Source organism: Halomicrococcus gelatinilyticus (assembly GCA_024227995.1).
GTDB lineage: Archaea > Halobacteriota > Halobacteria > Halobacteriales > Haladaptataceae > Halomicrococcus > Halomicrococcus gelatinilyticus.
Window position 1 is genome coordinate 59,590 of record CP100465.1, and the last position, 19,714, is coordinate 79,303.

At 63.0% G+C, this 19,714-nt stretch carries 16 protein-coding genes and 1 pseudogene; 10 read left to right on the forward strand and 7 right to left on the reverse strand.

The annotated features are described in order from the left end of the window. Positions 1–36: 36 nt before the first annotated feature. From NKT36_RS00305 to NKT36_RS00315, 3 genes are all read right to left on the reverse strand, one after another. The gene (locus NKT36_RS00305; RefSeq protein WP_327051956.1) at positions 37–2,895 is read right to left on the reverse strand and encodes a UvrD-helicase domain-containing protein; all 2,859 of its coding nucleotides are present in this window, start codon (positions 2,893–2,895) and stop codon (positions 37–39) included. Continuing rightward, on the reverse strand, positions 2,892–5,477 hold the full coding sequence (locus NKT36_RS00310; RefSeq protein WP_327051957.1) for a PD-(D/E)XK nuclease family protein: 2,586 nt from the start codon (positions 5,475–5,477) through the stop codon (positions 2,892–2,894). The genes NKT36_RS00305 and NKT36_RS00310 overlap by 4 nt, the downstream gene beginning before the upstream one ends. A 487-nt stretch (positions 5,478–5,964) precedes the next feature. Continuing rightward, positions 5,965–6,324, reverse strand: coding sequence for a DUF7344 domain-containing protein (locus NKT36_RS00315; RefSeq protein ID WP_327051958.1), 360 nt, complete (start codon positions 6,322–6,324; stop codon positions 5,965–5,967). Between the two features lie 261 nt (positions 6,325–6,585). Here NKT36_RS00315 and NKT36_RS00320 point away from each other — a divergent pair. Together NKT36_RS00320 and NKT36_RS19215 are read left to right on the forward strand one after the other, a co-directional pair. Then, positions 6,586–6,822: pseudogene (locus NKT36_RS00320) on the forward strand (DUF7557 family protein); the annotation flags it as partial. Position 6,823: 1 nt separating this feature from the next. Then, positions 6,824–7,117 (forward strand): PIN domain-containing protein, encoded by a 294-nt coding sequence (locus NKT36_RS19215; protein ID WP_407652237.1) that lies wholly within the window; start codon positions 6,824–6,826, stop codon positions 7,115–7,117. Between the two features lie 289 nt (positions 7,118–7,406). Here NKT36_RS19215 and NKT36_RS00325 read toward each other — a convergent pair whose 3' ends face one another. The 3 genes from NKT36_RS00325 to NKT36_RS00335 are packed head-to-tail and all read right to left on the reverse strand — an operon-like array spanning position 7,407 to position 9,211. After that, a complete protein-coding gene (locus NKT36_RS00325; protein WP_327051960.1) occupies positions 7,407–7,583 on the reverse strand; it encodes a hypothetical protein in 177 nt (58 codons plus the stop codon). Positions 7,584–7,613: 30 nt separating this feature from the next. After that, positions 7,614–8,045 (reverse strand): Zn-ribbon domain-containing OB-fold protein, encoded by a 432-nt coding sequence (locus NKT36_RS00330; protein WP_327051961.1) that lies wholly within the window; start codon positions 8,043–8,045, stop codon positions 7,614–7,616. After that, a complete protein-coding gene (locus tag NKT36_RS00335) occupies positions 8,042–9,211 on the reverse strand; it encodes a thiolase C-terminal domain-containing protein (protein WP_327051962.1) in 1,170 nt (389 codons plus the stop codon). Before NKT36_RS00335 ends, NKT36_RS00330 begins: the two co-directional genes overlap by 4 nt. A 199-nt stretch (positions 9,212–9,410) precedes the next feature. On the opposite strand from NKT36_RS00335, the gene NKT36_RS00340 reads away from it, so the two are divergent. From NKT36_RS00340 to NKT36_RS00350, 3 genes are all read left to right on the forward strand, one after another. Beyond that, positions 9,411–10,649, forward strand: coding sequence for an MFS transporter (locus NKT36_RS00340; RefSeq protein ID WP_327051963.1), 1,239 nt, complete (start codon positions 9,411–9,413; stop codon positions 10,647–10,649). 308 nt (positions 10,650–10,957) lie between these two features. Continuing rightward, the gene (locus tag NKT36_RS00345; protein WP_327051964.1) at positions 10,958–11,314 is read left to right on the forward strand and encodes a response regulator; all 357 of its coding nucleotides are present in this window, start codon (positions 10,958–10,960) and stop codon (positions 11,312–11,314) included. Positions 11,315–11,580: 266 nt separating this feature from the next. Further along, positions 11,581–12,048, forward strand: a complete 468-nt coding sequence (locus NKT36_RS00350; RefSeq protein WP_327051965.1) for a GNAT family N-acetyltransferase — start codon at positions 11,581–11,583, stop codon at positions 12,046–12,048. Positions 12,049–12,066: 18 nt separating this feature from the next. On the opposite strand, the gene NKT36_RS00355 is transcribed toward NKT36_RS00350, so the two are convergent. Then, positions 12,067–13,314, reverse strand: a complete 1,248-nt coding sequence (locus NKT36_RS00355; protein WP_407652187.1) for an endonuclease/exonuclease/phosphatase family protein — start codon at positions 13,312–13,314, stop codon at positions 12,067–12,069. An 859-nt stretch (positions 13,315–14,173) separates the two neighbouring features. On the opposite strand from NKT36_RS00355, the gene NKT36_RS00360 reads away from it, so the two are divergent. The 5 genes from NKT36_RS00360 to NKT36_RS00380 are packed head-to-tail and all read left to right on the forward strand — an operon-like array spanning position 14,174 to position 19,250. Next, positions 14,174–15,082, forward strand: coding sequence for an ABC transporter substrate-binding protein (locus NKT36_RS00360; RefSeq protein WP_327051967.1), 909 nt, complete (start codon positions 14,174–14,176; stop codon positions 15,080–15,082). Between the two features lie 6 nt (positions 15,083–15,088). Then, positions 15,089–15,766, forward strand: coding sequence for a hypothetical protein (locus tag NKT36_RS00365; RefSeq protein ID WP_327051968.1), 678 nt, complete (start codon positions 15,089–15,091; stop codon positions 15,764–15,766). Then, a complete protein-coding gene (locus NKT36_RS00370; protein ID WP_327051969.1) occupies positions 15,756–16,388 on the forward strand; it encodes a hypothetical protein in 633 nt (210 codons plus the stop codon). Before NKT36_RS00365 ends, NKT36_RS00370 begins: the two co-directional genes overlap by 11 nt. Further along, on the forward strand, positions 16,381–18,198 hold the full coding sequence (locus NKT36_RS00375; RefSeq protein WP_327051970.1) for an ABC transporter permease: 1,818 nt from the start codon (positions 16,381–16,383) through the stop codon (positions 18,196–18,198). The genes NKT36_RS00370 and NKT36_RS00375 overlap by 8 nt, the downstream gene beginning before the upstream one ends. Next, complete coding sequence (locus NKT36_RS00380; RefSeq protein ID WP_327051971.1) at positions 18,195–19,250, forward strand: ABC transporter ATP-binding protein; 1,056 nt, start codon at positions 18,195–18,197, stop codon at positions 19,248–19,250. Before NKT36_RS00375 ends, NKT36_RS00380 begins: the two co-directional genes overlap by 4 nt. The last annotated feature ends 464 nt before the right edge of the window (positions 19,251–19,714 follow it).

Here is a 19,714-nt window from a genome sequence, read left to right on the forward strand (position 1 = left end):
TCCTATCCGTTAGTCGGGTCAGTACATCCCAGTCGCTCACTGCTCTAGCGGTTCCCCCGTCTCCTCCACGAGCGCTTCCAGTTCGCTGACCGTGAGCGGATCCACCGGCCGACGAGTCCCAGTCTCGGTGTAGAAGATACTAGTGGAGATTGCCCTGTCGGGGTACACGGCTTCTGCAACGCGATAGTAGACGCTCAACTGCTTGCAGTACTCGTCTTCGGCGTGGCGGCCACGATCGGTCTTGTAGTCGACGATCTCCACAGAGTCCGCCGTCACGTGAACCAGATCAACAATCCCGGAGATCGTGACCCGCTCACCGCCGACCTCCATGGGCAGGTACGCGTCCTCTTCGACGAGCAACTCCCCATGCAACCCATCGAGGAACCCTCGAACGTTGCGCTCGTCGTCGTTCCGTGGGTCGACGTCCTCGCCGAGCGCGTACGCCTCGGCGAAGTCGTGAACGCGAGTCCCGAAGTCAGTGCCCTTGCCTTCTTCGACGTCCTCGAACACGTCGTCCTGCATGAGCGTGTGCGGCGTGTGGCTCGTCGGTCCCTCGGGCGTCGGCACGGTGACCTGGAGCGTCGTCTGGGTGGTCTCCTCGACCGACCGCTCGTCCAGGTCAGGCTCGACCGACTCGACGTCGACGGGCAACTCCTCGACGAAGGTGTTGGGGTCGTCGCCAGCGGAGAAGACGACGTGCTGTTCGGCGCGGGTGATGGCGACGTAGAGGAGGCGGCGTTCCTCGTCGTAGTCGCGGGGGAGACACTTCCGGAGGACGTCCGCGCGCCAGTTGTCGTAGACGTGTGGCACGCCGTGGGCGTCCGCTGAGTAGCGCTTGCGCTGGCGGAGGCCGACAGGGTCGTCGTAGGTGACGACGCTGTCGCCGCCGCTGGCGGGCGGGAAGCGGCCGCTGTTCATGTTGGCGAGGACGACGATGGGGTATTCGAGGCCCTTGGTGGCGTGGATGGTCTGGACGGTCACGGAGTCCGTGCCGGCGCCGGCGTGGACCTCGTGGGTGCTGCCAGCTTCGATGCCGCGCTCGATGAAGCGGACGAGGTCGCCGCGCGTGAGGGTGGTGGCGTCGTGGACGGACTGGAGAGTGTGTAGGACGACGTCGGCGGTCGCGCCGTCGTAGCCGTAGCGGTCGAAGACGCGGCGGGCGACGCCGCCGAGCGTGTCGAGGTCGCGAAGTTCCTCGCGGAACGCGACCATGTTCTCGGGGTAGGCGTCGCGGTCGAGGATGGCGTCGGCCTCGTCGAGCGTGTAGCCCGCCTGTTCGAGGACGACGGCCCAGCCACGGTCGCGGTCGTCCTCCAGGATGCGCAGCCAGGCGAGCAGCAGTTTCGCCTGGTCAGTGCGGAACAGTTCGATGCCGCCCTCGTAGGCCATTGGGAGGCCGTACTCCTCGGCGGTCTGGAGCAGTTCGCGCCCGAAGTCGCGGGTGCGGGTGACGACGGCGACGTCGCCGTAGGTCGGCGGGCGGAGCGTGCCGTCGTCGGCTTCGACGCGGTAGTCGTCGTTGCCGACAATCTCTTGCACTTTGGCGAGGACGGACTCGCGTTCGTCCTCGCTCTGGATGGCTTCGATGGTGGTGTGCTGGTGGTCGGCGTTCGACTGCAGGGAGTCGATGCGGTCGCGGACGGCGTCGACGTCGACGTCGTCGTAGTTCGATGCGGGGACGAGCAGGCCGTGCTCGGAGAAGTCGAGGATTGCCTGGGTGGAGCGGTAGTTCTCGACGAGGGGAATCCGGTCGACGGAATCGGTGGGGAACGCGACGCGTTCGTGGTCGCGGTTGAGTTCGTCGGCGAAGCGAGCCAGCCGAGATTCGAACTCGACGATGTTGTCGACGTCGGCGTACTGGAAGCTGTAGATGGACTGTTTCCAGTCGCCGACGACGCAGAGGTTGTCCGTGTCGGCGAGCAGGAGCGCGAGCTTGAACTGGATCTCGCTGGAGTCCTGGAACTCGTCGATCATCACGTACTCGTGGGCGACCGCCTCGCGGACGCGGTGGTCCTCGCAGAGGAGGACGAACGCGAACAGCTGGAGGAAGCCGAAGTTGAGGTAGTTGCGCCGTAGCGCGAACTGGAGGTACTCGTAGTAGACGTCGTGGACGAACTGTTTGAGGGTGGTACGGTCCTCCTCGAAGACGCGCCGGGCGAGACTGGGAGGTACCTGCTTGCCGCTGCCGCGGATCTCGCCTTTCTCGGGTGCGTCGGGGAGATAGCACTTATCGTGGCCGTAGCGGCCGAGCTTCGAGCGCAGGCGGGACTGCTTGCTGCCGCCGTTCCGGGGCTCGTTCAGCTCGTCGAAGCGCTCCCTGAACGCGTCGAGGTCGCCGTCGAGATAGCGTTCGCCGTCGCGGTACCAGCCCTCGGGTTCGGGGAAGACGCCCTTCGCGGCGAGTTCGCCGACGAGGTCGAGCAGTGCGGTGGGGTCGTCGAGCGCGCGGAGGACGTCGTGGTACTCGGGGTGGTCGTCGCCGAACTGGTCGACGAACTCGCGGAAGAGCGCCTCCTCGACGAGTTCGTTCTCGACGAGGCGGGTGGAGCCGGTGATGCGGTCGTCGATGCCGAGGTGGGTGGGGGCGTCGTGGCCGTGTTCCTGGAGGACGTCGTGGCAGAGCGAGTGGAACGTCTGGATGGGGGCGTCGGCGAGTTCGCGCATGCCGTAGTCGCAGTGGCCGACGATGCGCTCTCTCATCTCGGCGGCGGCGTTGTTGGTGAAGGTGACGAGCAGGACGTCATCGGGGTCGACGGCGTCCTGTTCGACGATGGCGGCGTAGCGTCGGGTGACGGTGAACGTCTTGCCGGTGCCGGCGCCGGCGTCGACGACGTAGATGCCGTCGGTGCTGTCGATGAGTCGGCGTTGCTGGTCGTTGGGTTCGGGGTCGGTCATCGTTCGCCCTCCAGGAGCAGGTCGCGGTTGTCCACGTAGCGGTAGTTCGGCTCGCCGGCGACCCCCTCGATGGGGAACGGTTCCTCGCCGGCGCGGCGGCGGTTCAGCTCGTCGATGCGCTCGTCGACGAACTGCTCGAACGCGTCGAGGTCGTCGGCGAAGTAGTTGCGGCTACGGGTGCGTACCAGCTCGCGCATCGCCTGCTCGCAGCCCTGCGTGACGTACTTGTAGTCGCCGACGCGCTCCTTCATGCGGTCGACGAACACCTGCCCGAACTCGGAGGCGATGAGTTCGTCGCTGTCGGTCGTCGCGGGGAGGGGCGCGCGGTCGAAGACGGCGGCGTAGTCGTCGTACTCGACCTGCGAGAGCGTCTTCTGGCACTTCTTCGCGCCGTCGTCGCGCAACCGCTCGAACAGCGTCTCGGACTCGGCGTACTCGGCGAACGGTTCGGGGTAGTACGTGACGGTCGTCGTCGTGTCGTCGAGGTCGGCGTCGCCGGCGACGGCGTCGTCCAGCGTCTCGAGGAAGTGGAAGAACGTGAACTCCAGTCGCCGGTCGGGGTACTGCGAGCGCCAGTGGGCGAGGTAGAGCAGAGCTTGAAAATTCGGCGAGTCGCTCGGCGGGTCGACGGCGGACTCCTTGACGATAGTACTGGCGCGCTTGCGACTGCCGCTCTTGTGGTCGACCATCCGGGTGGGTGCGTGCACGAGGTCGATCTTGCCCTTCACGCCGAGGGCGTCGTTCTCGAACCAACGCTCGGTGTGCGGGGCGTCGACCGGGCGGTCGAAGTACTCCGCGATGGCGTTGGACCCCCAGCCACTGGTCGGCGTGAGGAACGCGTCGCCGTCGGGCGGGTTCGCGTCGAGATAGGACGCGATGGTCTCCAGGCCGACGCGGTACTTCGTGCGCCGGGTTGTCTGGTCGACCGAGCGCACGAATGGCCGCGTCTCGTCGAGCATGAACTCGACGACCTCGTCGATGGCGTCGTCGCCGATTGCGTCGGGATGGGTGGCGTAGAACTCGGCGAAGTCGTGGAAGAGGTTCCCCTCCGTGAAGTAGTCCTTGTCGGGGCTGTCGACGAGGCGGCTGAAGAAGTAGTCGCGCGGGCAGTTGACGTACGTGCTCAGACTCGACTGGCTGACGGTCTCGACCGCGGTGGTCGTGGCGTCGACGGGTTCGGTGTCGAAGCCGTCGCCGCGCTGGTCGAAGGTTCGCGTGTGGTCGATGGCGTCGAGGTCGCTGAAGCGTTCGAACGCCTCGTCCAGCAGTTCCTCGAAGTAGAGACAGGGCGTGACCGGCGACCCGCCTCTGGCGTCCTGGACGAGGTAGTACTGCTCGGCCCCGCTCTGCAGGAGGAGCTGGAACTGCTGGACGTTGCGCGTGTACTGTGCGTCCTGGTCGACCCACGGTCGCTGCGGCGGCGAGTGGGTCCAGCTCTCGTCGAGGCCGAGGTAGAAGACGACCGGGCGGTCGACGTACGCGGCAGACTTCGCGTCGGCGAGCAGGACGCCCTCGTTCTCGCGGTCGACCGGTACCTCGTACGTCTGGAGGTAGAACTCGAGGTCGTCGACCGCCTCCTGCGTGACTGGTTCGTCGAGCAGTCCGAGCGCGTCCAGTTCCTCGCGGAATTCGTCGAGCGTGCAGTCAGCTTCGCGTTCGAACGCGGCGAGTGCGTCGCCGAACGTGCGCTGCTCGACGTCGGTGGCGAAGTCGACCACCCAGTCGACGGCGGAGGCGTCCACGTCGTACAGTCGCTTCTCGTCGTGTTCCACGTCGACCGAAACGTCGAGCGCGGTCAGTAGCGGTCGCACCTCGCCGACGCGCGTGTCCGTACCGCCGTGGGCGGTCCTGAGCAACTGGACGAACGAGCGGCGGTCGGGGTGGTCGGCGAATCCCGGGCCGCCGTAGAAGGGGAGGTCTGCTGCTTCCAGGGCAGACCGGACGAGCGACGCGTATTCGCTGGCGCGGTCCTGGACGATGGCGACGTCATCGGCGTTCTCGGTCGTGATGGCGTCGACGACCGTGTCGACGATGGCGGCCGTCGAGTCGTAGACGTGGAACGGTGGACGGTCGAAGGCGTCGTCGGCAAACGGACTGCAGGTGTCGTACTCGTCGGGGAGGATGGAGCGTTCGAGTTCCGTGAACTGGTCGTACCCGACGACGGCGACGTCGCGGTCGGCGTCGATGCGGTACTCGGCGAGACGCTTCGACGTCGTGTCGAGCCCCTTCACGTGCTCGACGGCCTGCCGCGTGGCCTCGTCGACGTAGGCGTCGTGGTCGAGTATCGCGTCGACCGCACCCGTGTACTCCCAGCACCCGAGGACGTTGCCGGTCGCGTGAGAGATCTGCTTCCAGTCGAGGTCGGTCTGGTCGACGAGTTCGCGGAAGGCCCGGCGGTCCTCCGTGCGTTCGCGACGCCCGGCGGCGAGCCGGCGAGGCGTGATGGCGAACGGACCGAGATGTGGCCGGTCGAGTCGGCGGTTCAGCGCGCTGGCGAGCGGTGCGTCGGGGACGACGACGAGGTCGTAGTCGGCCACCTCGTCGTAGAGTCGGTCGAGTGATTTCGCCCGCTGCAGTGACACGTCAAGAACCGCAGAGCAGTGGCTAATAAAACTTCGTAGCTCTGTGGGGAATCGACGGGCGATTCCGGTTGTTCCGATTCGATCGCGCCACCATACTGGCGATTACTGATAAGCTGAACTCCGGGTTTGTGATAGGGTGTAAGTAGTAACGTAAAGGGTTCCTTTAGCTTGCAAACGGACTCGAACGGTTACTCGACGGACGGGATACGGATTACGGTCGATATTCCGCTTCAAGACGGTCGTCTATTCCAGAGTGAAGCGACAAACGCCATCCACCTCTCTTCGACGCAACACCACGACGAATCGTTCTCGGTGACTGACGTCGACGAGGCAGCCGACTCGTCACCCCAACTCGGTGGTCTCGCGAAACTACCCATCACCGGTAGATGGTCCTGTATATCACTTTCTCCGCCGTCTTCAGCACGACGTCTGTGACAGCAGCTTGGTAACTTGGTGACGGCACGTCGTATCGGTGGTCCGACTCTTGTCAGGCAGAAGGGGAGGAATACGGTTGGTCGGAGAGCATCTCGGCGAGTTCGTCCAGTAGCGTCGCGGCCGAATCGTGGCCGAGGTATCGGACGCGCTGAGTACGAGTATCGTGTTCGACCCACCCGTTCGATTCGAGCTTCGGGAGGTGGTTGTGCGCCAGTCCCAGAACGACCTGTTCTCGGGTCGTCTCGGGGACGCGACGAGCAACCTGGGTGGCCAGGTCCTCCAGCGTTGTCGTATTCTGGGAGTCGGCGGTCTCGAAATAGCGGATGACCTCCCGACGGAGGTGGTGACTCAACGTATCCAGCACTCTGTCCGTCTTCAGGGCCTCGTCCGGATCTCGCCCTTTCTGTGCCATGTTACCAAAGACCAATGCGATGCAGGGTTAATAAAGTTGTTACCGAACCTTCAAGATCGCCTGTAGCAATGGAGACCGATCTGCTGAACACTTCCTCCGGGTCAGCTGAGGCCGTTCGCTCAGTCAGTGCTGAACCCACTGCGCGTCTCGGTCACATGACCTCCTCGGCGGTACGGCCAGACCCTCGAAAGAGCACTGGCTGACAACTGCTGGTTGTTCGCTACCGTGTCGATACCTCTACACACACTACTGTGTATCGAGATGGCGACGAAAACCATCGCCCTCGATGAGGGGGCCTACGAACGTCTCGAGGCTCACACGCGGGAGGGCGAGTCGTCCTCGGAGGTCGTCGAGCGGATTGCAGGCGAACGGTCGTGGACGGAGGTGGCTGGTATTCTTTCTGACGAAGAAGCCGAGCAGCTCGACGCGATCATCGAGGAGGGACGGGAACGCTCACGGAATCGGCGGGAGCGCCTCGATTCGGACTTACGGAGTGAGGATGATCGAAGATACGTCGTTCAGCATCGATATCTTGCACGGCGACCCTGCCGCACTCGCGCGCCTCGACCGTACCGAGAAGGAGAGCCGTCCCGAAAAAGTCGCCTCGGTTACCGTTCTTGAACTGTCCGAGGCTGTCCCACAGTTAGATGTTCCCCAGGAACGCCAGCAGCGAATCTTCGACGTGCTCGACACCCGTCACGCTGTTGTCGCCGACGAGACCGTGGTGCGGAAGGCGGGGAAGATTTCGGGGGAACTGGCTCTGTTGAAATCCTCAGCAGATGATATATTCTGACCCGGCCACGGTCAATACAGACGACTCATCTATCGTAGGATTTAGTTAACCCAAGTGCTGCCTCTAGGTGAATGTCTCTCCAAAAAGCGATTCTCATCGAGGTGTTTGCGGTACTTCTGACTGTACACCGAGGAGTTGCGACGCTTTCTCCCGATATGTATGCCTCACCCGGTTCAATCCATTTCGGACTCCTCGTTGGTCTTCTCGGCCTCGTATACGGTCTCGCGGGAGACGCAATTGGGAATTCGCCCCAGAGCGAGTAATTCGCAGTTCTCATCGACCGGCTTTTTCACACGGTCTTATATCTGAACAATAGGATTTCAACAGAGCCGGAGAACTCCTCTCTCTGGGTGAAGAGATCGACCGAGAGGACTGTCTCATCGCGGCGACCGCATTGCTCAACGACGAACCGGTCGTCACCCCCAACAGCGATCGCTTCGAGCGAGGTGAGTACCTGGTCAGCCACCGACAGTCGGCGTGGAGCCGGGCCTGACCCTCACCGCGGTTCGAAGACGTGGACCGGCCAGTCGGTCTCGTAGTCGAGTGCGACCTCTCGCTCAGCGGTCGTCGGCTCGCGCACCGTGAGTTCGACCGGGTCACCGATGGCGACGTCGGCGTAGTCGGCGGTCACGCGCCCAAGGAGACGGCCACCGTCAACGAGTTCCACGACTGCGACCGTGTAGGGCGCGTCCGCAGCGAACGCCGGCGGCGGCGTGTGGACCGCTGTGTACGAGAAGACCTGGCCCTCTCGGGACTGCGGTTCGACGTCGACGGCGCGACTGCCGCAGGCGTAGCAGGCCGGCCGCGGCGGCAACAGTACCTGTCCACAGTCCGCACAGACCCCACCCAGGAGTTCGCCGTCCGCGAGGGCGTCGAAGAAGCCCGGCAGCGTCCGCGGGTCGGCCGCATCGAGGTCGCTGTCAGTCATCGTGCCTCCGCCGTCGTGAGCACGTGGCCGACGGTGACGGCGTCCGCGACGCCCCCTTCGTTGAGCAAGAGGGCCGTCTCGGCTCCTTCGACCGCTCGGTCGCCTGCGGTCCCCGTGAGCTGTTCGTAGGCTTCGAGCGCTTGCAAGAGCCCGGTCGCGCCGATGGGGTGGCCGCGGGCCTTCAGTCCGCCGCTCGGACTCAACTGCACGTCCGTCCAGCCCTCCGCCCGCTCCGCTGACGCCTGGTAGCTCTGATAGCCCGTTCCCGCGGGGGCGAAGCCGGCGGCTTCAGCGAGCAGCGCCTCGCAGACGGTGAAGGCGTCGTGGACCTCCGCGACGTCGACGGCCGCGGCGTCGATGCCCGCTTCCTCGTAGGCCGTCTCGGCGGCGATGCGAGCGCCCGCGATGTCGGTCATGTCACGCTCGGCGACCGCGATGTTGTTCGCGGAGGCCCCGCTGCCCGCGACGCGCACCTGCGGGCGGCCGAGGTCGGCCGCCAGCTCGGCGGTCGTCACGAGGACGGCCGCGGCGCCGTCCCCGACCGGCGCACAGTCGTAGAGCTTCAGCGGCGGGGCGATGGGGTCGGATTCCAGGACCGTCGCCACGTCGATCTCCTTCGGAAACTGCGCCCGGGGGTTGCGAGCGGCGTTGGCGTGGTTCTTCACCGCGATCTCGGCGAGGTCGCGTTCGGTGGCGTCCGTCTCGTGGAGGTAGCGATTGGCGAGCAGTGCGTACTGGCTGGGCGCGGTGACGCCGGAGCGCTGCTCGATGGCACGGTCGAACGCCGCCGACAGCGCGTCCGTCGCGCCGCTGGTGCCCGCTGAGGTCATCTTCTCGACGCCGCACGCGAGCACGGCCTCGTGTTCTCCGTTGCGGACGTCCTTGACCGCGTGGCGCAACGCGAGCGCGCCCGCGGCGGCACACCCCTCGACCCGCTCGGCGGGGACGTGACGGAGGCCGGCCCACTCGGCCAGAAGCGTCCCGTACATGATCTGGTGTTCGTAGCTCTCCGACTGGTTGCCGACGTACACCGCCTCGACGACGTCGGCAGGGTCGGGCAGTTCGTCGAACGCTTCCGCGAGGGCGACCGAGAACAGGTCGCGGCCCGGGAGGTCCGTGCGGCCGAGCGGCGAGGCACCGACCGACGCGATGACTGGTTCTGGCATGCGTACCTATCCGGTCTCGACGGCCATTGTTAGCTGTTCGCATTATCTAGCTGGCTGAAATATATGGCCATAGAACCACTTCACCGTCATCGCAGTATCTCCACGTCGACATCTCCACATCGACAGCCAGGCGGGACCCCTCGCGACGGTGCGTCGCGGCCGATAAGACTATTTTCACGGTCCGACAAGCAGCAATGTGGTGGACACCAGACTGGCCGACGCCGATTTCCCCGCCGAGGGTTCGGCGTGGCGGGTCATCACCATCGCGACCGGATGGCTGCTGCTCCTGTTCGTCGGTGCCTACCTGATCACGCCAGCCAGTGTCCTCCCGCTGGTGATGGCCGACCTCGGCATCACCGAAGCCACGGCTGCCGCACTCGTCTCCATGCCGCAGGTCGCCGCGACGGTGATCGGTATCCCCGTCGGAATCTATCTGGACCGCGTCGAGACCCGTGCTGCTGTCCCGGTTGCGGCGGCCGTCCTCCTCGCCGGTAGCACGGGTGACTGGATGGCTGCGAGCGGGGGCAGCGTCTCGCTGCTCATCGCCTCGCGATTACTCGCGGGCGTCGGGATGTTCGTTCTGTGGGTGGTCAGTATCAACGTCGCCTCGAGCACGTTTCCACCGACCAGGCGGGCGACGGCGACGTCGGTGATCATCTCCGGCTATCCGGCGGGATACGCGCTCGGACAACTGGGTGCGCCGCGCGTCGCCGCGGTCGTGGGCTGGCCAGGGGTGTTTCCGGTCTTCGGCGTCGCAGTGCTGGTGACGTCGATCGCGTTCTACGTTGCTGTCGGGCGCGTGTCGCGGTTTCACGCGTCGACGGAACCGATGACGCTGACAGGGTTCAAGAGGGTGTTGCGGAACCGGAACGTGTGGTCGGTCGTCGTCGTCACGATATTCGGCTACTCGCTGTACATGGTGTTCAATTCGTGGATGCCGACGTACATCACCCAGCGGTTCGGCGTCTCGCTGGCAGAGAGCGGCACGTTCGTCGCGCTGTTTCCCGCGGTCGGGATTCTCGCCCGGCCGACGGGGGGCTGGCTCTCGGACACGGTGTTGGCCCGTCGACGACGGCCCGTCTTCGGCGCCTCGTTCGTCGGCGCAACCGTACTGGCGGTCGTCATGTTCTACAGCACGACGATGACGGTGCTGGTCGCGATGCTCGTCCTCGCAGGCGTGTTCATCCAGCTCCAGATCGGGCTCATGTACCAGTCGATCCAGGAGTTCGTCGACCCGAGTGCTGCCGGCACGGCCGTTTCGCTCGCGAGCGTGGCTGGGTGGCTGGGGTCGTTCGTCGCGCCTGTCATGGTCGGAGAACTGGTCGCCACCGCTGGAACCTACGCCGTCCTGTTCGTGCTCGCAGTCGGCCTCGGTGTGACGGGAGCACTCATCGTCTGGCAGATGGCCGAGTCGGGCGAGTCTACTGCGCCAGCCTGACTACAGCCGCTGTAGCCAGCGTGCGACCTACTCGACCGCCGCCGGGTTCCAAGAGAGCCGAAAATCTCTAGTTTTCGTCATCGAGAGGCGCGAAGCCGTCTCGAACGACCTCGTTACGTGGGTAGGTAGACCGTCTCCGAATACCGTCCAGAGTCCACTCCGCTCCGACCTGACCGTACCGCTGTATAGTGGTTGCTATCACGGACGTCAGACTGGTCGCCGGTCTGGGGAGTGACGGCCTTCGTGAAACCCTTACTGTAAGTGGAGGCAGTTACTTATAGCAGGAGAACTATCTCGCGAACGAGTTCATGGATGAAGAGGTTCTAGTCGTAGACGATAGCGATTTTCAACGAACCATAATCCGAGATGCGGTCGAACCGGAACTGGAGGTGGTGGGTGAGGCGGCGACCGGTGTCGAGGCAGTCGAGGAGTACGAGCGACTCGTACCGGATGCGATCACGATGGACGTGAACATGCCCGAGATGGACGGGGTGGCGGCGACGGCAGAGATCAAGTCCACGGACGACCCGGCGACGATCGTCATGGTGACTAGCGTCGACCAGACTGACAAGATGAAGGAAGCGGTCAGAGCCGGTGCGGACGGCTACGTCACGAAGCCGTTCGAAGAAGACGAGATTCTCGCCGAACTCGATTCGGTGCTGTAATCGACGGGCAGAAACCGTGACCTTCGTCGAGCAACCGTGGTGCAACGTCGCCTCGAGTCGGTTCGTCAGTTACGGGCGAACGGTCGTGGACGGAGGTAGCTGGTGTTCTCGCTGGCGAAGCCGAGGCGTTCGCCAGAGTCATCGAGAAAGGACGAGACCCTCTCACGATCGCCGTGACCATCTCGCTTCGGACCTGCGGAGTGGGATGACCGGGGAGACGTCGTCCATCAAATCGTAAATGGAACTCGCGCCACGTACTGGCTACCATGGAGACGGTCGACATTCGGCAAGCGGACGTCGAGGATGCTGAAGCTCTCACCGCCGTCTATCGGAGTGCCTATCAGGAGAACCGGCGGCTGGGGTTCCCTGCCAAAGCAGAATCAGTCACACCGGAGACGGTCGAAGAGTGGATCGAGGCGGACAGAGTCTACGTCGCGGAAATCGAAGACGAACTCGTCGGTGGTGTGCGTCTCACGAAAACAGATCCTGAACGCGTCAAACTGAGTCGGCTCGCCGTCCACGAAGACTGGAAAGGCAGTGGAATCGGGAGCGGACTGGTAGACCATGCAGAATCGACAGTGCGAACACGGGGTGAGACGACGATCTGGCTGACGACACCCGGGGAACATCCGTATCTCCCCGGATTCTATCGGTCCCGTGGGTACGAAAAGACGGGGAACTACCCGCTGGAATACCGGGACTACGACGAGATCGTCCTCGAAAAACAGGTGTGAGCGGGGAACGACGTTTCGTCAGTGACCGGGCTGTGTCGCGACGTCGGCCCAGACGAGTCGGTGGTCCGAGGCCGCACTGACGTCCGCGCCGAGGTTCCGCTTCGTCGCGTTCTCGCTCGGCCAGACGACCGACGAGCCGTGGATAGAGAGATCCGGGGAGGGGAGGACGTAGTCGATCTGTTCGACGACGCCCTCGAAATCACCGCCGAACCGCGTCGCGGTGGGGAGACCGCGTTGCGCCGCGCCGGGGCTCGTCGGGAGGCGGTCCGTGTCGAAGTCGTCGTTGTCGAGAAGGAACTTCCGGGCGGGCTTGAGCGGCCGTTCGTCGCGACCCAGGCCTGGGCCGGCATTCATGTCGCCCATCAGGACGTAGGAGGCGTCGTCGTCGAGACCGCCGTGGACGCCACTGTCGTCGTAGATGTAGTCTTCGCCAGCGACGTAGTCCGCGAAGAACCGGACCTCGTCGTGGTTCCACCGCCCGTTGAAGTTGTTCACGCCGTCGAAGCCGGGCGGCGTCGGGTGTGCGAAGAGCCCGTGGACCGTCCCGCCGTCGACCTCGAACGGGACGTCGACGTGGGTCTTCGAAGAGAGGCGGAACACGTCGAGCTCCTCCTCCGTGAGGTAGATCGCGGTCTCGTCGTCTGCGGGGTCGGTGACGACGCCGTCGTCGCCGGCGACCGGAATGCGGTTGCCGGGCATGTCCGCCCAGTTGAACGTCTGGAAGGAGCGAAGGTTCGACTCGTCGATCGGGTACTTGCTCGCGATCGCGAACGCGTAGTGACCCGGATACACCCCGAACCCGAACGCGTCACCCGGCAGTTCGCCAGCCGTCCCGTCTTTGTTGAAATCGTAGTCCTGCTCCGGGAGGACGCCCGTGTTGCTCTCCGGCTGGAGCGTGTGTTCGTAGTCGATGCCGTCGAGGTCGTCCCGTTGCGGGACGCTGAGGTAGTTCTCGACGAACGCGTCGATGTTCGGTCTGTCGGTGTGTTTGCCCTGCTGGAGGTTGTTCGTGAGTTCGTTGACCACCAGGATGTCCGGCCGAACCTCCTGGACGACTCGGGCGGCCGCTTCCGCCTGTGGGTCGCCCGGTTCCTGGACCTGCTCCGTCTCGAGTTCGATCACGTTGAACGCCGCGTACCGTGTCTGGCGACTCTGTGCTTTGCGGTGGGGCTGCTGTCGACCGCTCACTGTGCCGACGAACCCTGCTGCAGTCGCTGTCCCGCCGATCGTTTTGAGTAACTCTCGTCGAGTCTGACGTCGAACCATCGGGTGCAACATTGGGACACGCCCCCATCAATATTTCCAATATAAATATATTACTTTTATGGGTTCGTATTCGAAATATGTGGGTGGCGATTCGTAGCAACGGCAGAACAAAGCGTGCGTGTCTTTCTGGAATCACTCCATCGAGGATCCAGCGGTCGTTGGGCCGTTTCACAGCATTCGTTCGGGTTGCTGGTATGCCAGATCGCAAGATCGGGCCTGTCGCCCCGGTCAGTATTTGCATCGCCAATGGGCAGGATCAACGAGAGCTGGTCACTGTCGTAGTCCGTCAGGTTGGTCGACTGCCACTCCGTCCGGTCATCGAGCCGGGCGCACACGACATACTGCCCTTCATTGCCGCCCCACGGACGCGAGACACGTGCGCCGCCGAGCGTGCCGTCATCAGCCACCGTCGCTTCGTGGTCGGTCCCCCGGTGTAGAGTCGGGCGAGTGGTTCCTCCGCTGCAATGACACGCCAAGAACCATAGAGCAGTTCGTAAGATTTCGCACCCGCAGGGTAACCAACGCCGGTTCCTGTTAGGTTCTAGGGGACGCCCGTTGGTCAACGGATGATAGCATAGCGGTGCCCGGACTTTCTCTCGGCACTTCTATTCACCGCGCTGATATTTAGGCGAGCCTAAAATAGAAACAACTATATCGTTTAGGCCGGCCTAAATCCAGATAGATGACTCAGGATACATCGTCCCGTCGGCGGTTTCTGACCAGTGCAAGCGTCGCTAGCGCAGCGCTACTTGCTGGCTGTGCTGGAGGCGATAGTACCGAGAAGACCACGGAAGGTACTACGACGGCGACTGGCCATACCACCACTACTGCAAGCTCAGACGACACGACGACGCTCCGTGTGTTCGACCAGGAGGCAGGCTTCGTCGGCCCCTACAAGGACGCAGTATCGCAGTTCGAACAGAAGCACGACGTGAACGTCGATGTTGTCGGCGGTCTCGGCGCAAACATCGTCGACAAGTATCTCGTCGAGAAGCAAAACGACATCGCGACAGCCGACGTGCTTGCAGGCTGGATTCCCCAGCAGCTTCTCAAAGCACAACTCGACGACAAGCTCACACAGCCCGAACTTCCGGGACTTGCCGACCAGATCCCGGAACGCTTCCGTGACCCACTGCTCGTTCGGCACGTCGCCGCCATCGTACCGGCGTACAATCCGAACAAGCTAGAGGACGCCGACGTCGAACCGCCGAAATCGTACGCAGCGTTAGCCGATGACCGTTTTGCCGGGAAAGTCGAAGTCGTCGACCCGGTCAAGGTCGGGAGTGCGATGAAGGTCGTCGCCTACATCGCGAACAACCTCGGCGGCTGGGATTACTGGCGGTCGCTCCACGAGAACGGGGCAAAAGTCGTCTCCGGCTATCCGCAAGTGCCAAAAGACGTCATCAGTTCCGAAACCGACACCGCCGTCGGGATTCTCGGTCTGGGCCTGGGACTCCCGGCCGAGAAGGAAGGGAAACCGGTCGAGAACGTCATTCCGACCGAAGGTGCGGTCGGGAGTTCACACGCGCTCGCGGTCAACCCCGACTCGCCCCATCCGGAGCTAACGAGACAGTTCATCACGGAGGTAAAATTCGACGAGACGGTGCTGGACTTCTGGACGGACAAGTATCTCCCCGTGACGCTAGATGGACACGAGTTGCCCGACGATTCACCGCTCTCGATCGACGACATTCGCACCGTCGACTGGCAGTGGATGATCGAACACGAACTGGATCTCAAGGTCAAGTGGCAGACCATCTTCGGCTAACCCAGTATGTCCAGGCCCCAGTCCACAGTGCGGTCGGCGAGTTCGACTGTCGACGCGTCCATCGGGGTCATCTACGCAGGCTATCTCTCGACCCATCAGGTTGCGACCGACGATGCCCACCCGGAGACGACACCCCTTCCGATGTACGACCTCCCGGACCACGACCTGACGAGTTTCGATGGCCTCGTCGTTCCGAGCGTCGTCGACCAGAAGTTTCTGGCGCACGAATCGGACATGTTCGCCGACTACCTCGACGCGGGAGGGGTCGTCGTCTCCTTCGCGAAGATCTTCCGCGATTGGCTCGCCGGATACCGCTGGCACTCACATCCAACGTCGGCACGCGCACTCGAACTCGAACTGGCCCACGACCACCCCGTCTTCGAACCGGTCACCGAGCGCGATCTGAATCTGTACGAAGGGGTCAGCGGATGGTTCACGCGGGGGTATCTCGAACCACCCGCGGGGGCGAAACCCATCGTCGTCGATGGCGAGGACAGAGTCATCGTCTCAGTAGATGAAGAGAGCACTTCGGGAACGATTCTCGCCACCGCAGGGTCGGATCTGTTCCATACCGCGTTTCGCGACCACGAGCCGTTCCCGAAGGTCGTCGCGCGGCTACTCGACTGGATGACCGACGTGAGCACCGTCAGTGACGGGGAACAGGGGGAGCGCCATGAGCGGTGAGACAGACGAGTCCGTCGCAGTGCTGGACTCGGGGGTTCCGATTCACGACTACGTTCTTACCGAGAGTGCGTACGCCGACTCGTTCGATTCGATTCCGGTTCGTTCGCTCCCGGAGACGGACCTCACAGACGTTGGTACCCTCGTCGTTCCCTACAAGACGAACCAGGAGATGCTTCGATCTGAACGCGACCAGGTCGAGGAGTACATCAGCGCCGGTGGGACGGTTCTCGCGTTCGGAGACGTCTTCCGTCAGTGGCTTCCCGGTGGCACGTGGCATCCAGTCGAGTTCGACTACACGTGGTGGGCGCGCGGTGAGAACCTCGAGGTGGAGATTCTCGAACCGGACCATCCACTGTTTGTCGACGTGTCGAGCGACGCGTACACCTGGCACTACCACGGGCGATTCGACCCGCCGACGGATGCGACGCCACTCCTCGCCGCCCCTGAGGGCGTCATCATGTACGAACAGCGACTCGGAACCGGGAAACTCCTGGCGTCGACCATCGATCCGTTACACCATCTCGGCGATGGAGAGATAACGAATCCGATCGACACGACCATTGCACTCGACCGCGTTCTCGACTGGGCTCGTGAGCCGGAGGGTCGACTGACAGATGGATAGCGGATCGAGGATCAGAGCGCTTCGTTCGAATCGGCTCGTCCGCTCGATCGTCCGTCCGCCGGTGCTCATAGCGCTCGGGCTTCTCGCCCCTCTTGTCCTGTTTGCGGCGTACCCGCTCGCAATCCTGGTTTCCAAGACGGTCGTCATCGACGACGTAGCGACGCTCGCCTACTGGCGGTCCGTCCTGTTCGGTGTTCCAAACCAGTTTATCTCGACCTGGGGACCGACGTACTCCGAGACACTCGTCTGGCAGCCACTGAAACATTCACTCGTCGTCGCCACAGGAACGACAGTCGTTGCTGTTGTCGTCGGAACGACACTGGCAGCGCTCGTGAGCCTGACGGACATCCGATTCAAATCGCTCCTCACGACGGTCGCCATCTATCAGGTGATCCTCCCGCCGTTCGCCCTGGCGACTGCGTGGATCATCATGGGCCAGCGCCTCGAGTTCCCTGCGACTATCCGCTACGGCCCGGAGCCGATGGTGCTCGTCCTCGCGGTTCACTTCTACCCTTTCGTCTACTTGATCACGAGTGCAGCGTTCCGGAAGATCGATTTCCGGTTGCTGGAAGCAGCGTTCGTTCACGGGGTACCGAAGCGTACTGCACTGCGCGAGGTCGTCCTGCCGCTTGCTGGCCCTGCCGTCGTCGGGAGTGGTGCTCTCGTCGCGTTCTCGTCGCTCGCCGTCTTCGCCCCGGTCGAGATTCTCGGCGGCGGGTCAGATCCGTATCGAGTACTCTCCACACAGATCTTCGCGCTCTACCAGAACGCACTCTCGACGCCGACCATCATGCCGATTGCGGCGATCGCGTCGTTGTTGCTGACCGTCGTTTCGTTGCTCCCGTTCCTCGGATACTACGTCATGCTCGAGCGGAGCCGAACGGAAACGGTGAGCGGGCAGGGAACTCACAGTGCTCTCTTCGAGTTAGGTGCGTATCGGACCCCGATCTCTCTCGTCGTTCTCGGAGTGTTTCTCTCCACGGTCGTCGTCCCGCTCGGGTTCCTCGGGTTGCAGTCGGTGTCCCCCTCGTGGGCGCTATTCGACGTAAGTGCCATGTCTCTCGACGCCTACAGGGCTATTCTCAGCTCTCCACCGCTGGGGTATAGCCTGCTCAACTCGATGATCATCGGAATCAGTGCTGCGACGATCGGAACGATCACGAGTCTGTTCGTCTCGTACGTCCTGGTCGCTGGGACCAACCGGTTCCTGAAACTCACTACCTACGGCCTCTCGTTGGTCTCGTTCGTCCTTCCAGGGGTTGCCCTCGGTGTCGCATACCTTCTGGTCGTGTCGCAACCGCTCCCCGTACCAGGTAGCTCACTCAACCTCCGGTTCCTGTACGGCTCGATCTTCCTCGTCATCGTCGTTACGACTGTACGGAACCTGCCATTCGGTGTCCAGAGCACCGCGAGTTCGCTGGTCCAGATCGACGACTCGCTCGTCGAAGCAGGTTATCTCAACAACGCCGGCTTCCCCGGTGTGTTTCGGGCGATTCTGGTTCCGCTTGTCCGTCGCTCACTGGTCGCCTCCTGGATACTCGTGTTCATCTTTGCGGTCAAAGAGCTCGACGTCATCATGTTCCTTTATTCGCCACAGCCGTTCACGCAGGGTGCGTTCTCCGTCTCGTCGATCACCGACGCACCACCGATAATGTACCAGGTTTTCTATATGTTGAATGCGCCGCAGAATCCTGAACTCTACTCCCGTGCTGCAGCCCTTCTTATCATCGTATCCGCGGTCATTCTCGTAGGTGTCCTCACGGTGAAACGACTGACAGCAGTTGATCTCGACCAACTCATCACAGCATGACTTCCGACAACCCCTTGCTCGAACTGGAAGAGCTCACGGTCAGCTATGGCGACGTCAATGCGGTTCGAGACGTCTCGATCGACATCACCGAAGGCGAAGTACTCTCGATAGTCGGACCGAGTGGGAGTGGCAAATCGACCCTGATCCGAGCCATCGCCGGGCTCGAAGCAGTCGATCGGGGTCAGGTCACACTCGCTGGCCAGCCGGTCTCCTCGAACTCGGTGCAGGTGCGGCCGCAGGCCCGAGACATCGGAATGGTCTTCCAGAACTTCGCACTCTGGCCGCACAAGACGGTCCGTGAAAACGTCGCCTTCCCACTCACTGCGGATGGAGTGGCAGCAGCCACCGTACGCGAGCGTGTTTCAGAGGTTCTCTCACTCGTCGAGTTGGACGGATACGATGAGCGGTATCCAGGTGACCTGAGCGGCGGACAACAGCAACGGGTCGCCGTGGCACGAGCACTCGCCCCAGACCCGTCGTTACTCCTGCTTGACGAGTGTTTTTCGAGTCTCGATGCACGCTTGAAAAACCGTATGCTGTCGGAGCTGGACCGGATTCAATCGGAGATCGGCGTCACGACGGTTTACGTGACACACGACCAGCAAGATGCGATGCAGATTGCGGACCGTATGGCTGTTTTGCGTGACGGGACACTGCAACAGGTCGGGTCACCGGTCGACGTGTACCGATCACCGGAAAATGGGTTCGTCGCAAACTTTGTCGGCGAGATCAACGCGCTCTCGACGGACGTGCTGGCGCAAGCGTTCGGTCATCGCGTGAGTAGTTGCCTCTCCGAGGTGGGTATTCGGCCTGAAGATCTCCGTTTGCTTCCCGTCGCAGCGACCGATGGTGATCGGCGATCCGTCGCGTCCGAACAGGAAGAACGTACTCGAGGGACGATAGTGGAGGCGACGTTCCTGGGAGACCAGACGCGGTACGAGGTCCGCGTCAATGACGTTTCCCTCACCGTCGTCGAACACCCTCGAAAACAGTTCGACGAAGGCTCACCTGTGCGGGTAGAGTTCGACCGATCCGCACTGGTCGAGATGTGATACTCGACCTCGTCGTTCCGGACGACGAATCGTCACCTTCCAAGATATCCGGGGGGACCGGGACGCCGAGGACGGGTCACTCCTCCCCGAGATCAACTCACGTGGAGCACTCTTCACCGTGAATCGAAAGACTCGCCAGTGGGGGAGTGGATCGTTTCGACCTGACCGCACCTCTGTATCGTGGTTCCCATTTTTGGACGCGCGGATTGGAATGCCGATGTCGATCGAGGAGGGCTGTTCTCGGCCGTGTCAGCCGCGTCGTCCGTCTACAGGCGGGTCACATCGCCTCGCCCTCGTTCAACGACGAATCGTAACCTCGTCGACCAACGCAGCGATTCGATAGGACAGCGTTCGGTCACGCTGAGAGTTCGTCACGACGCACCCACACGCCCGTGTATTGAGGGTCTCGGCAGTCGTCAAGCGGATTCCGCGCGAACGCTCGCGGACGGTGATGGTTGATACCC